Source organism: Acidithrix ferrooxidans (assembly GCF_000949295.1).
In the GTDB taxonomy this organism is placed as follows: Bacteria; Actinomycetota; Acidimicrobiia; order Acidimicrobiales; family Acidimicrobiaceae; genus Acidithrix; species Acidithrix ferrooxidans.
On record NZ_JXYS01000022.1, the window covers coordinates 26,980 to 41,611 of the forward strand.

Consider the following 14,632-nt stretch of genomic DNA (forward strand, 5'->3'; position numbering starts at 1 on the left):
CTTTTGGTCATTTAATATTAAACATCCAACAACGGCTTCCACAATATATCGAAATAACAAGAATCAGCCACTACGTAACTAGCTTCCGCCGATATGTTGTCTATCACTGATCAATGCTTGTGGGCATCCGAGGATAGGCAATAACTTGCATATTCGCCAATGACTCAAATTTCGGGACGTGAGCCTAAAAATCGCAGTCACGACATCCACTCAAAGAGAATAGATGTCAACCAAATCCAAAATATCACGGAGACGATCTCGAAAAACCCCGACACTGCCAAATGAGCACTTGAAGGAAATCTTCAAAACCAGTCACCTAAAAAAGTTCGAGCAAGAAAGCGTTCAATCATCCCGTTAATACCAATTCACTTTATCGGCGCGATAAATCGATATTAGTTCGACCTTGGTCCACAAAAGACGATTTCTGCAAATATGAAAAATCATCCTTGAGGTAATTTCCAATGGTGACCGAATTGCTCTGCCAAATGGCTCTGTCATATTGCTCTAAGGCCAAGAGTAACTAAAGCTAGTGGTTTAAGACAATTTCAAAACCAAAACGCCACGTTACCGATGGAATTGTATTTCGGCTTGAATATCGATCGCACTATTTAATGTCACAATGAAACAAGGTTAAAGTTCAAATGGATTCAAAGATCCAGCTACTCGTCCACTCACTATACAATAACCGCCTCAAGATATTTCTGAAGGCGACTAACGTCGTGAATTCGGGTATCATCGCGACAACCCAAGGAGGCGCGAACCAGGTTGGTAGGATCCATCATTTGGATGTCTCCTAATTCGATGGATCGATCATCGTATAGAACTACATCAGGAGTGACTCCGTATCTTCCGATTGCACGAATGTGGTCCACTACGGTCATATTTTGTGCCTCCCCAACCTGAGATGCAAGATTTGCGACATAGACCAGCCTTGCCTTGGAACGACTAAGCGCCTCTCGGATCTCATGAATTTGACATACTGCAATGACACTCGTATAAATCGAACCAGGGCCCAAAACTATGGTCGTAGCGCGTTCAATTGCCTCAACGACAACCGGGGCAACTCTTGGATTATTTGGAAGATGGTGCAACTCCTGAATCCCTGCGGTATTCGAGAGTCTAGCTTGCCCAAGTATTTGTTTACCTTGAAATTCACCCACCAAAGTTATGGGGTCAAGACTCGCTGGAAATATTCGCCCTGCAGCATGTGTCAGCCTAGCAAGCTCCAGTGCCGCTATCATTGGATCCTGGTTTAGAGTTGCCAACGCGGTGAAAATAAGATTTCCAAGAGCATGGCCCCGCAACTCAGATTCACCAAAACGAAATTCCAGCAACTCGCGCCAGAGCGAGTCGCTAGGCACCAACGCTGATATGCAGCGACGAAGGTCACCTGGAGGGATTTGACCGAAGGCTTCCCTCAATCTTCCCGAAGAACCGCCGTCGTCCGCAACGGAAACTATACCTATCGGGAAATGGCCACCTCTGGCTAGAGCATCTAGTGTCACGCCCAAGCCATGGCCCCCTCCTATAGCAACTATTCGACTCGATGAGTGCAAAAATTGGGGAGCAACATCTTCAAGGATCACCTTTCGACATCCCTATGGATTACCTTAGGAATCAGTCCCTGTTCTCTAAAATATCTGGCCAAGACCTCGGTTAGTACTACAGAACGATGCCTTCCACCTGTACATCCAACAGCCACAGTCAAATAGGACTTTCCCTCTTGAATATAAGCTGGTATCAAAAAGTCAAAGAGATAGGTAAGTCTCTTTATAAATTCATTCGTATCCGCCTGCTCTAGAACATAATCCCGAACGGGTTCTTCGAGGCCCGTATGTGGTCTCAGCTCTGGGATCCAGTGCGGATTTGGTAAAAAACGACAATCAAAAAGCAGATCGACATCCCTCGGAGTTCCATAACTAAACCCGAACGAAACAACCGTCACAGTAAGAGTAGAGCTTGATACTGGACCTGAAAAAAGCTCGTTTAAACGACGTTTGAGCTCGTGAACATTGAGATTCGAGGTGTCAACTATGATGTCGGCGATGTCGCGCAAGACCAAAAGCATTCTGCGCTCGCGCCCAATAGCATTTCCAACACCTTCCTCGCCGATAGGATGCCGTCGTCGGGTCGATTCAAAACGAGTTATTAGCGCTTCATCGGTAGCTTCAAGATAGAGCACCTTCACAGTTGCGCCGTTAAATCTAAGCCGCTCAATCTCCGACACCACTCCATCAATAGCCTCATACCCAAAACGTCCTATCACGAAGGCGAGTCGATCGGCATCACTATTTCGATCTGCCAGGTCAGAGACCTTTGATATCAACTCAACCGGCATGTTATCGATCACGAACCAACCAAGGTCTTCCAGCGCTGCCCCAGCAGTAGAGCGGCCTGCACCGGACATTCCAGTAATAAAGAGATACTCTGACATATGGTTCCTCGCCTTAAAAAACACGGCTGTAAAAGAATCGAACCCAACTCGACACGCCTTGAGTTTTAGATATCCTTTCAAAAAAATCTAGTCCATGGTCCAACCATAGATACCTAATCAAGATCTTACGAGTGACAATCAATTTTCCAAGAAGTTCGACCTGGAGTGCCCGGTAAAGAACACCTACGGCTTCCTAGAGAGCATTCATGAAGGACAACGGGTCAATGGACGTATTAATTCATGGAATGCACGACGAGGTACCTTGGAATTACTAGATCTCAAAACACTAAACCAGCCATCTCTATTGATGACTAGCGCCAGCCATCTCCCAGGTTATCAAAGGAACTAACCCATGAGATTTGCGGATCACAAAGATTAACAGTCAATTAACAGCGATCTGGTACCCAGATTACGAAGGACGACCCAAAGTAGAATATTTAATAAGGGTAAAAGCAGACTCAAGGATAACGAATCGACGTGTTCAACCGCCACGTGTCTGACACGTATCGACGCCCTAACCTCATGATCGCCACTACGACTTTTTGAATTTGACTACTTTGCTGTCAGTCAAGCTTTCGGTAGATAAATCATCGCAATCTGTTGAGAAAAACACCGCCTTAGGAGGTGAGTTTCGAGCTGAAAATAGCCTCTACGCTAACTTCATTCATAGACACCCTAACGATGTGTTGCTAGCTCTTTATGAATCGAAGTGCCAGAAGTCGCGGGACGAATCTGGCCTCGTAATACTCGGGTGCAAGATCAATAAAACCCTGTGGTGGAGCCGGCTCCAGCATCTGTGCTAACGACAAACTTGATGAAATGGCGGCATTTATGTAGTGCGAAAGGGGACGATGTACAAATGGAATAAACACATCTTTCTCCACTTCCTCCACATTTTGACTAACCTGAAGATATTTACCAATTCTCCAATACTGTTCCCCAAATGTCGTATCATCAACCCAACCTGAGTCAGGCGTTTGAAAAAGAGGGTGATTTAAGAGAAAGATAAATTGCCCACCGGTTTCCAGCAGCCGAGCAACCTCCTCGAGTGCTTTGGACAGATCCATTATGTGTTCAAAGACTAAACATGCAATCACTGTGTCGAAATGAGCATCCGCCAAAGGAATTGAGGCAGCGTCGGAACGGATGTACTCAATCTCTCCGCCACGCTCCTTTGCTAAAACAAGCTGCTCGGGCGTTGGATCGATTCCAACTAGAAGTTTGCGCTCGAAAAGCTTTGAAAGCGACCGAAGAATTTGCCCCTCGCCCGTTCCCACTTCTAAAACACGCTGCGAGGCTCCCGTCCAATTGGCGATGATCGGGAGTATCTGTTCTACATACTCAGGATCTGCGCCTTCTGTGAACCCCTCCTGCCACCAAGCGGCGTTGTGACTCCAAAGCTCGGCTGCGATGGGTGCGAACTCATCACGTAAATAGTTTTCCTCGAAGCTCATATGCCCATCACCCTTGGTTAGTAAATCAATTCAAAGTCAGCATGGAAAATTATTTACGCCTTCCAGGCTTGTTATGCGAATTTGTTCATTCTACTCTTATCGCAAAAACCCTAGCAACCAAGGGAAAAATGTAACTGACTACACCGACTCAAAGAACAAGCATCTCCACACCAAAAAGACAGATGGAATTTAGTGGAAATCAACCAATTAGAAGCCACACGGCTACCCTAGGGGCAGCCGTTCTATCTTGTCAACGCATTAGTCGACACCTCTCAATGCGCACTCTCTAGGCAGCCTATGGTATAGCAGATAGAGACGGAGTCGAGATCCAACGACCATTTGCGCAATTGAGAATAGATCTTGGAGATCACATTTAAATTGACCTGAAAATACTCTTTATCCAACAAATAAACATAGGACTAACTGGGCAGGTCGTGCAAGGTCGAATACACTGCAGCACCCACCTCACCTGGTAGCCACCTCAAATTGGATAGCTCTTCGAGAGATGCAGTACGCAACTTTTTAATGCTTCCGTATTCATTGAGTAGTCGCTTTTTTCGTATCGGCCCCAACCCGCGGACATCATCCAAAATAGATTGCGTCATCTCCTTATCACGTAACTGACGGTGAAATGAAATGGCAAATCTATGCGCTTCATCTCGAATCGATTGAAGTAAAAAAAGTGACTCTGAAGTTCTAGGAATTCGAATCGGCTCCGACTCATTCGGACGGTAAACCTCCTCAAACTTCTTCGCCAATGAAATCACAGGGATCTCGTCCTGCAAGCCAGCTTCGCAAAGCGCTTTGTACGCCATCGAGAGTTGACCTTTACCTCCATCAATTACCATCAAAGACGGTGGATAGGAAAACCTTGCCCTTTTCGAATCATCAACCATCGCATCGTCATTGGCATCATTGAGGCGGCGCAAACGTCTAGTAAGAACCTCGTACATAGCCGCAAAGTCGTCATTTTGTTCTATCGATACCTTAAATCGTCGGTACTCTGACTTCTTAGGAAGACCATCTTCCATCACCACCATCGAACCGACGTAATTAGTTCCACTTAGGTGGCTCATATCGTAACATTCAATTCGAAGCGGAAAGATTGGCAAAGATAACTCATCAGCCAGAGCGGTAAGGGCTCGCGATCGGGCATTATGGTCTGATGCCCTCTTTAGGCGATGGCGTCTAAAGGACTCACTAGCATTTGCATTTGCTCGATCCAAAAGTGCCTTTTTATGGCCACGACGCGCAACCCTTATTGACACTAAGTTACCTCGAAGTTCACAGAGCCAATCCTCTATTATCTCAGTGTTCGTTGGTACAAACGGGACGATCAGTTCCTTGGGGAGTTCGGCCGGAGAATCAAAATAAAGTTGCTCAATCAAGACCTCTAGAAGCTCATCCTCCGATAACTCCTCGACCCTATCAACCGTAGTGGATCGCCGTCCACTGACTCTGCCGGCACGCACGACCAGAACGTCTACCTGACATTCAAGTTCATCAAAGCACAAACCAATCACATCAAAATTGTCGTTGGGATTGCCGACCATCTCCTGACGTTCAACAGCACGTTCTAGAGCGCCTAGACGATCCCTTAGCCTGGCAGCGCTCTCAAAATCGAGTTCACTTGCAGCCTTGGTCATATCAGCTCTCAGGCGATCGACAAAGCTTTTAGAATTACCCTTTAAAATCGATTCGAAGTTAGAGACTATCTCGGCGTATTCACGGTCACTTACGAGATTCACACAAGGTCCGCTACACCTTTCGATATGGTACAAAAGACAAGGCTTTTTAACTTTCGCTGCCCGTTGAAACTTGGAATCGGAACATGTTCTAATTGGAAATGTCCGAATAAGGAGGTCAAGCGTCTCCCTTATCGCATAGGTATGCGGATATGGGCCAAAGTAACGAGCACCCTTTCGATGAGGCGATCGTGTTATCACCGCTCTTGGCCAAAGCTGATCAGCTGTAACCATCAAGTAGGGATAACTTTTATCGTCTCTAAGACGAACATTAAAACGCGGTCGGAACTTCTTGATCAGACTAAATTCAAGCATGAGAGCTTCGACGTCATTTGAAACAGTTATCCACTCGACGTCAACTGCCGCTGTTACCATTGCAGCCACCCGGGGATGGAGGCTTTCGATAGGCGCGAAGTAATTTTGAAGACGCGACCGCAAACTCTTCGCCTTGCCGACGTAAATTACTCGACCGTCCTGATCCTTAAACTGGTACGAACCAGGAGAATCCGGAATTGTACCCAGATCAATACGATTTATCAATCCAACTGCTCCAAATACCGAAATATCGCCATCGGCTGCTCACTTACCATCACAGACTAACAAGCCCACCTTGTCTATAAATTTTAGATACCAAAAAATCAATAGGCAAAGCAGTCTCCGACCTCTCTTTGAACAACCTAGCGATTCGATCTTTAGTTGTCATCATCGGTCGAATTTGAAAATTACCTGACAAATCCATCCTCCGAACTTCAAGCACGATGCTTATCTCTCTAATTGCAACCCAATTCGCTATCAACAACCATTAAACTAAATCGCCTTAGAGGGTAATCCACAAATAGCAAAGACAAAGAGCCCTGCCGGCCAAGGAAATAATGCAACCTCGTAGTTATTGCCTTTGCGAAAGCAAGAGGCGTCTTTACCTAACTACAAGGCTCTCATGCAAATGATTTCAGGGCTTTCATGCAAATGGCAATAATCTTCAAAGAAATTGGGTTTACCAACTGTGGCAAATGAGCTAGTAGTAAAAGGTGCAAGAGTACACAACCTCAAAGAGGTTGACCTGTCGATACCACGAAATAAGCTAGTAGTCTTCACTGGACTATCCGGGTCAGGCAAGTCGAGTTTAGCCTTTGACACAATCTTTGCGGAGGGCCAACGAAGGTATCTAGAATCCCTATCCTCTTATGCACGTCAATTCCTCGGCCAATTGGACAAACCTGATGTAGACCAGATTGATGGCCTTTCTCCAGCAATCTCCATTGACCAAAAGTCAGCACCGCGAAATCCACGGTCGACCGTTGGAACTGTAACCGAGATCAACGACTACCTACGTCTCCTGTTTGCACGAGTAGGCATCCAGCACTGCCACAAATGCGGCCAAAGGGTTGAACGCCAAACACCTCAGCAGATTGTGGATCAACTAATGAAGATCCCAGATGGTACTCGTTTTATGGTTATGGCGCCAATTGTTGAGGGGAGAAAGGGAGAATACTCTGCCCTTATCAAAGAGATTGCACGAAAGGGCTACTCTAGGGCGCGCATCGATAACGAAATCGTGGAGATACAAGGCGATAGCCACATTGACTTGGCACGCTATGAAAGCCACAGCATTGACGTAATCGTAGATCGCCTCAGTCGCCGAGACGGAATTCAACCACGACTAACCGATTCGGTTGAGACCGCTCTCGAACTTGGCACCAGACGTCTCAAAGTCCTCGTATTAACGGACGAATCAAACGCGAACTCTGAGCATGAACTTGTATTTTCAGAGCTTTTAGCGTGCGCAGACTGCGGTATCAGCTTCTCGGAATTAGCGCCAAGAAACTTCTCATTCAACTCTCCTTATGGCGCCTGCGAGGCCTGTTCGGGCATCGGAACGATGATAGAGGTAGACCCAGAACGAATCGTTCCAGACCAAACGCTGTCGCTATATCAAGGCGCAGTGGCGCCATGGTCTCATATGCGCAGCGACTTCTACCTTAGTGGCCTCGAAGCTCTAGCAAAGAAGATGGACTTTGACCTAACCACGCCTTGGTCCGACCTCCCCAAAGAGGTAAAAGACGAGATTCTCCATGGGAGGGGCGGACTCAAACTAAAGGTGAAACTCGGCTCGAGATATAACAAAGGTGAGATCAACCTAAAGTGGGAAGGTGTCATTCCGTGGCTTCGTCGCCGCTTCGAAACTGCATCCTCTGAAGGAGCAAAAGAACAGATAAAGGCTTACATGAGTGATGTGGCCTGCGAGTCATGTCACGGAGCACGTCTCAAACCCGAGTCCCTTGCGGTTTCAGTCGAGTCGCACTCAATTTCATACCTCTCTTCGCTTTCAATTGCCCGTAGCCTCGAGGTGATCGACTCCTTTCATTTTGATGAGCGACGTGCCATAATAACTACACCGATTCTAAGGGAGGTGCGAGCTCGCCTTAAATTCTTAATGGATGTCGGCCTTGAATATCTAACCTTAGATCGAGGTGCAAATACCCTAAGCGGCGGCGAGGCCCAGCGAATTCGCTTAGCTTCTCAGATTGGATCGGGTCTAACCGGCGTACTATATGTCTTAGACGAACCATCGATTGGACTTCACCAACGCGACAACCATCGCCTTATTCAGACTCTAGAAAAGCTCAGAGACCTAGACAACTCTGTAATAGTTGTAGAACACGACGAAGACACCATTAGAGCTGCTGACTATGTGGTAGATATAGGTCCAGGGGCTGGAGAGAACGGAGGACGCGTCGTAGCAACCGGAAGCGTCCACGATATTATCAACTCCTCCGAGTCTGTAACTGGTGACTACTTGGCCAAGCGAAGAAGTGTCGAATTCCCGGCCTATCCGAGACCGCGCTCCGACAAAAGGATTGAGATTATCGGTGCAGCCGCAAACAACCTAAAGGGAATAGACGTCGAGATACCACTTGGTTGCTTCGTAGCAGTAACTGGTGTTTCGGGCTCTGGCAAATCAACCCTGGTCAACGATATCCTGCGAAACGCGCTGATGCTGAAGATCTATAAGTCTAAAGTTGTCCCAGCAAGACATCGCGAGATACGAGGACTTGAGAATATAGACAAGATCGTAGACATCGATCAGTCGCCTATTGGACGCACTCCACGGTCAAATCCTGCTACATATACCGGGGTCTTCGACAAGATACGTGCCCTCTTTGCAGGTACTCCAGAATCAAGAGTTAGAGGCTACGAGCAAGGACGATTTTCATTCAATATTCGAGGCGGCCGTTGCGAGTCCTGTTCTGGCGATGGGACGATTCGTATCGAGATGAACTTTCTCCCGGACGTCTATGTCCCCTGTGAGCAGTGCAAAGGGACCCGTTACAACCGCGATACCTTAGAGATCCTCTATAAAGGAAAATCCATCGCTGAAGTCCTTGACCTTCCAATTGAAGAAGCCCTCTTCTTCTTCAAAAGCCTGCCGTCCATCGAACGCCACTTACGAACCCTTTCCGAAGTCGGTTTGGGTTATGTTCGTCTTGGCCAGCCCGCTACAACTCTTAGCGGCGGTGAAGCACAGCGCGTGAAATTGGCCACCGAATTAGCCAAACGCCCAACCGGTCACACCTTTTATATTCTAGATGAGCCCACTACGGGGCTGCACTTTGAAGACGTAAGGCGTCTTCTGGTTGTTCTCCAACGTCTTGTCGACAATGGCAATACCGTATTAGTAATTGAGCACAATCTCGACGTGATCAAATGTTCCGACTGGATAATTGACCTTGGCCCCGATGGTGGCGACAAAGGCGGATCAGTAGTCGGCTGCGGCACGCCACAAGAGATCGCTAAGTTGCCCCAAAGTCATACCGGTCGATTTCTGGTTTAAGGTCAGCGCCAATAGCCACAATGCGGTTCAATCAATAACCAAATGTCCGTCAAAAAACACCGCGGCATCTATAGGGTCGCGCCCGGATTGGAAGTCAAGTGCACAAGATGAAGCAAACCCAATCGCCAGAACGAAGAAGGAGAGTTAGACGAGGTGGCAAATCTATTCGTAGACCTCAGTCCATTACGCGACAGTAAGAATTTTCGCCTTCTCTTTATCGGTCAACTCATCTCCGGCCTGGGCGACCAGATCACGATCGTTGCTATCTCATATGAGATCTACAGATTGACCCACTCGTCGCTTCTAGTTGGCTTGGTAAGCCTCGTTCAGCTAATTCCCCTTCTTTTGGCCTCTCTTGGAGGAGGGCCGATCATCGATAGGACAGATCGCAGGCGACTACTCATTTGGGGCTTCGGCGCGTCTACCTTAGCCGGGGTTGTGCTCTATCTAGATGTGATTCCTTCACACCCGTCAATTTGGCCCATCTTTGCCCTGAGCGCCTTTAGCGCTGGTGTATCAGGAATCGTCAAACCCGCACAGAGCGCAGTAATTCCACAAATGGTCGCCAGGGATAAGGTCACTGCAGCCATAGCCATCCGTCAGATGATGTTCCAAATTGGATTAGTCGTTGGTCCGGCAGTTGCTGGCATACTCATCGCGCATTTCGCCGTAGCAACCGCCCTGGGCATCGATGCCCTGACCTATTTAGTCGGAGCAATAGCGTGCTTTTTTCTACCCCCATTGCATCCCGTCGAAAAAAGTAAGAGCAGAGGATTAAAGTCAATCAAAGAAGGGTTTAGCGAAGTTGCATCAAGCCAAATTCTAAAAGGAATCTTCCTAATTGACCTGGTAGCCATGGTCTTTGGGATGCCCCGAGCCCTCTTTCCTGCATTGGCTTTAACACACTTTCATGACGGGGCAAGCGGACTTGGGTACCTCTATAGCGCCTTAGGAGTTGGTGCCTCAATCGGAGCGGTTACCTCGGGATGGGTCACAAACATCAAACGACAGGGATTAGGAATAATACTTTCCGTCCTATCATGGGGAACTGCAATAATTGTCTTTGGAGCTATCAACTCAATCTCTCTTGCACTTTTACTTCTGGCGGTGGCTGGATATGTAGATCTGGTCTCGTCAGTTCTAAGAAATGCAATCCTACAGAGGATCGCGCCTCCGGAGATGAGGGGTCGACTGTTCTCAATACAAATCTCAGTGGTGACTGGTGGCCCTCGCCTTGGCGACCTAGAGTCCGGCGGCGCTAGTGCGCTCCTTGGAACCACGTTGGCCGTAATTACTGGTGGGGTCGCCTGCGTCGCTGGTTCCTTGGCGATCTGGAAGTTACTTCCAAAGTTTTCAAGGTATTCGGCAGGCGAAAAAGCACCATAAATATGTAGAACACTTCAACTATCGGAAAGTAAAATTGGAAATAATTACAACCCATGTGCGCCTTCCACGATGGCTTGTTTGAACAAAAACTAAATTATTTAATCACATCCGGTTGGTTCGAATTACACTTAGTTATTCGACTTGAGATTCATCGCCATCGATTTCCTAACAAAATTGGACGCTTCGAAAGATATCCTTGCGATTCAAGGTGAAAAAATAGCCTTCGAGCCAAGGCAATGACCTAGGAAAATCTTGGAACAAAAGAACATAAACAAGAGGCTGCTAAAGGTCTCCCTAATAACTATGATAACCGCGGTTGCATTCGAGAACCTCGCAGCTACTGCAGACCTTGGAGCCATTGGGGTACACTTTCATACCACAAAGTCACTCGCTCTCATTCTTAGTTTTTTTCTTGTTGCCGAGATAGTTGGGGTTGTCGCTCTATCGGAGCTTTCCAAAGTCCGCGGTCCAAAACTTGCAGTGCTTGTCGGAAGCACACTATTTCAGGTAGGGATAGTACTGGTCTCGCTCAGCCCCAACATTACCTTCCTAATCTTGATGCGAGGCATCCAGGGCCTTGGAGGGGGCGCCTTCGGATCGGTTGGTTATGTAATCATCAATGATTACTTCGATACAACCGAAAGACCAAAGATCTTCTTTGCCTTCTCACTAGCATGGGTTGTCCCGTCATTGATATCACCTGGAATCTCTGGATACCTAGCACAAAACTTTGGATGGCAATTTCCATTCCTAGTAGTACTCCCGATCTCTCTGATAGCGACCTTGGTCCTAGCCCTAGCGCTACCTAAAAGGTCGAAGATAAAGCCTCGAGTACTCGAGTCCAATCCTCTCCTACGAATCGTCTATGCCACAATTTTCGCCGCATCGATCCTTGCGATCCTCCTAGCGCTGGACTCTATTCCACGTATCACACCACTCTTGATAATCATCCCGGGCATCGTCTTCGCTGGCATCGCTGGAAAACGCCTCCTTCCAAAAGTTGCGTTCTCGCAATTCCCAGCCCTTCGAAGGATCATTCTGCTGCGGGTTCTGACAAACTTCGCCTTCTTTGGAATCGACGGCTTCTTACCCCTTGCCCTCTTTAGGGATAGAGGATACAGCCTGGCGTTAGCCGGATCAACTTTGACCCTAGCAAGCTTGAGTTGGAGCGCCGGCTCCTATTTACATTCACGATTCACCAAGCCCAACCATCGAGGAACGCTCTTTCGGCGCGGAATCGCAATAGCTCTAATAGGGGTAGCAATGACAGGGATATCCCTCTATTTTCAAGGTATTGGATCATGGTTCATCCTGGCAGGGTGGACGATTGCTGGCCTTGGGATGGGCATCTCCTACGTCTCGCTCTCTGTCGCCTTACTTGATGTCGCACCTAGAGACCACTTAGATGAATCGAGCTCCGCACTCGCCTTAGCTGACACGACTGGTGTTTCGGTTGGAACTGGCGTCGCAGGAGGACTTATCGCGACCGCATTGGCCATTCATGGCTCCAGGTCTATATCGCACGGACTCGCCTTTGATGCGATTGCGTGCCTTCTAATCTTCGTCATCTCCTTATCGATCGGAAAGAGCATCGACCACAGCGCCAGTCAACCTACATCATTAGCCTAAGCTACCCCCATCCAGAATCAAGGTGAGGGCAACCTTGGATTTGCCAAATAAGCAAATGGCTCATCTCTTCAAGGTCGACAATAGAGGAAAAATTGCTCCCAATTTAGAGCCAACCACCACACATCCACCTAGGTTCAGCTCAGAGAATTATGGGAGCTGCTTTCCAACTATGTCGCTAACCTTGTCCTTGGACTAATCTTGGGTATAAAATTGAAATTGCGTGAATCCTAATTACCAACCAAACCAGATTGCAATCACCGAATATAAAGATGGGATCAGGGTTCCTTTTTATATCTCGACTCGAAAATCAAGAACTGAGATCACAGGCATACGAGAAACAGCAATCGCGATATCGCTCACATCACCAGCCGTTGAGGATCGCGCAAATCAAGAACTGGTAACATTTCTCGCCAAGGCACTTTCAACTCAAAAATCTCTTGTAAATATTGTGATGGGTGCTCATAATCGAAATAAAGTGATCGAGATCACCTCTATGTCACAATTCGAGCTTCTAACGAAGCTGGGGTTAGCCAACAATTAGATCTTGTCACACCCCAAAAAGATGACTACCGATAAATATCACCACCAATTTTAATTTAGAATCTCTCACCCTTTGATGGGTCCTGAGCTTCGTAGCTACACATTCATATAGTTAGGCATAGCGGTCTATCCTGGATCTTCGGAAATAAGCGGTATTCCGGTACCAAGATCGACCAGGAATCGGCAAGTTATTGAGCGTTCTGAGGTGATTGGCCAGATTGAAGCCGTCATTCGGAGAGGTCTAGGCTACACAACCCGTGAACGGGTAAGAGGGGCCAAGGGGGTTCTCCCTGGTGTCTTACTTATTGGGTTGGTTGGTTCCTGTTACGAACCAAGTGCGCTAGAGATCTGCGTTGTCACCGGGGTAACAGTAGCTAGTAGTGACCAGTCAGGCTTACCAGCCGCCAAGAGCGCTCTGATTCTAAAGTTCGCAAAGTTCGTCATCCCAAAGGCGATGCGCTTAATCCGCTTAATGAGGTTGTTCATCGACTCTGTCGGTCCATTGGTCACGAAGGACGTGTGCCAGGCCAGGATCTCATCATGCCAGCTTTTCAAGGTTCTCCCAAGTAGTTGGACCTCGGGGGGTCGTTGGTTGTCGGTGAAGTCACTGATAAGAGCATCGAGGTGGTCACTAGCGAGTTTTGGGTCACGATAGGTATAGAGCTCTCGTAAGGACTCCTTGGCTCTCCATGCGGTAGCTACCTCGTTGTCTGGGTCACCTAGTTCAAGTAGGTGAGTAAGTTTGGCGTTGGCACCCTCGGTGAGTCTCTCCTTGGCCATAGTCAGGAGTCGCCGGATGCGATAGAGGGGATCCCCACCCCTGCCTCTGTGACCAAGGATGTTCTGTTGTACCCTTCTTCTCACCTCATCAAGGCGAGTGTTGGCCAGCTTTATCAGGTGGAATGGATCGGCTACCATGGTAGCGTTTGGTAACGCCTCTCGAAAGACCGCCCGGTAAGAACCAGCTAGATCAAGAGTTCCCCACTTGATATCATCACGCCACTCCTTGGACTGACTGGCTATCCACTTCTTTGGCTCCTTTCCCTCTCTACCAGGCACGACATCAAGAAGGGTTGGACTCGTAACGTCCACGATTGAGGTAGACCACTTCTGGGTCCGATAGCGACCCTCGCGACAAAACAAGGTCTCATCTAATCCGAGTGCACGAACCTTACCAAAGCGACTTGGATCCTCTACGAGGGGAGTCCCATAGGCAATGACAGCGTCATTGATCGTGTGCCAATCACAATCGAGCTCTCTGGCTACCGATGACACCGATCGACCATCTCTACCAACCACTCGGGTTGCGAATCTAGCTGCCCTATCGGTGAGCTTGAGTCTTGGAGCTGCGATCCTAGTGTCCACGTCACTCCACGACGGGGCGGAACAGTTCCCATCCTTGCACTCCCACCTGCGTTTGTGCCAGATGAGTCTGACGGCACGGCCAAAGCTTTGTAGATCAATCAGCTCTACTAGTGAGCCTCCCTTGGAATAACTCATCCCATTACATACTGGGCATTTTGGTCGTTCGCCTCGACACTCGATATGGACCCGAAGGGGTGTCTTTGAACCTTGGTCACCCAGATCCTCGATGCCAATCAAATTGACATCC

Annotated in this window: 9 protein-coding genes; 4 read left to right on the plus strand and 5 right to left on the minus strand. The window is 48.0% G+C overall.

Annotated elements, in window-relative coordinates:
* Nucleotides 1-674: 674 nt before the first annotated feature.
* From AXFE_RS04290 to uvrC, 4 genes are all read right to left on the minus strand, one after another.
* Nucleotides 675-1,586, minus strand: coding sequence for a gluconeogenesis factor YvcK family protein (locus AXFE_RS04290; RefSeq protein WP_052604650.1), 912 nt, complete (start codon nt 1,584-1,586; stop codon nt 675-677).
* Nucleotides 1,583-2,434, minus strand: a complete 852-nt coding sequence (gene rapZ / locus AXFE_RS04295; protein WP_052604651.1) for an RNase adapter RapZ — start codon at nt 2,432-2,434, stop codon at nt 1,583-1,585. Before rapZ ends, AXFE_RS04290 begins: the two co-directional genes overlap by 4 nt.
* 689 nt (nt 2,435-3,123) lie before the next feature.
* Nucleotides 3,124-3,888 (minus strand): class I SAM-dependent methyltransferase, encoded by a 765-nt coding sequence (locus AXFE_RS04300; protein WP_052604652.1) that lies wholly within the window; start codon nt 3,886-3,888, stop codon nt 3,124-3,126.
* 419 nt (nt 3,889-4,307) lie between these two features.
* Complete coding sequence (uvrC, locus tag AXFE_RS04305; protein ID WP_052604653.1) at nt 4,308-6,173, minus strand: excinuclease ABC subunit UvrC; 1,866 nt, start codon at nt 6,171-6,173, stop codon at nt 4,308-4,310.
* 463 nt (nt 6,174-6,636) lie between these two features.
* Between uvrC and uvrA the strand changes: the two genes are divergently transcribed.
* The 4 genes from uvrA (at nt 6,637) to AXFE_RS04330 (ending at nt 13,021) form a co-directional block, all read left to right on the plus strand.
* Nucleotides 6,637-9,465 carry an excinuclease ABC subunit UvrA gene (gene uvrA / locus AXFE_RS04315; protein ID WP_052604655.1) on the plus strand — a complete coding sequence of 943 codons (2,829 nt, stop codon included), beginning with the start codon at nt 6,637-6,639 and terminating at the stop codon, nt 9,463-9,465.
* A gap of 153 nt (nt 9,466-9,618) precedes the next feature.
* Entirely contained in the window at nt 9,619-10,851 is a 1,233-nt protein-coding gene (locus tag AXFE_RS04320) for an MFS transporter (protein WP_052604656.1), read from the plus strand.
* A gap of 252 nt (nt 10,852-11,103) precedes the next feature.
* Complete coding sequence (locus tag AXFE_RS04325; RefSeq protein WP_052604657.1) at nt 11,104-12,480, plus strand: MFS transporter; 1,377 nt, start codon at nt 11,104-11,106, stop codon at nt 12,478-12,480.
* A 220-nt stretch (nt 12,481-12,700) separates the two neighbouring features.
* Nucleotides 12,701-13,021: a DUF167 domain-containing protein gene (locus AXFE_RS04330; RefSeq protein WP_052604658.1), complete on the plus strand. Its 321-nt coding sequence runs from the start codon at nt 12,701-12,703 to the stop codon at nt 13,019-13,021.
* A 323-nt stretch (nt 13,022-13,344) separates the two neighbouring features.
* On the opposite strand, the gene AXFE_RS04335 is transcribed toward AXFE_RS04330, so the two are convergent.
* Nucleotides 13,345-14,632: ISL3 family transposase (locus AXFE_RS04335; protein ID WP_152625853.1), on the minus strand; the 1,288-nt coding region annotated here is incomplete at its 5' end.

Bases quoted from the DNA above. Each gene is read 5' to 3' on its own strand.
- rapZ (WP_052604651.1), bottom strand. From the start codon at position 2,434: ATGTCAGAGTATCTCTTTATTACTGGAATGTCCGGTGCAGGCCGCTCT.
- AXFE_RS04300 (WP_052604652.1), bottom strand. From the start codon at position 3,888: ATGAGCTTCGAGGAAAACTATTTACGTGATGAGTTCGCACCCATCGCA.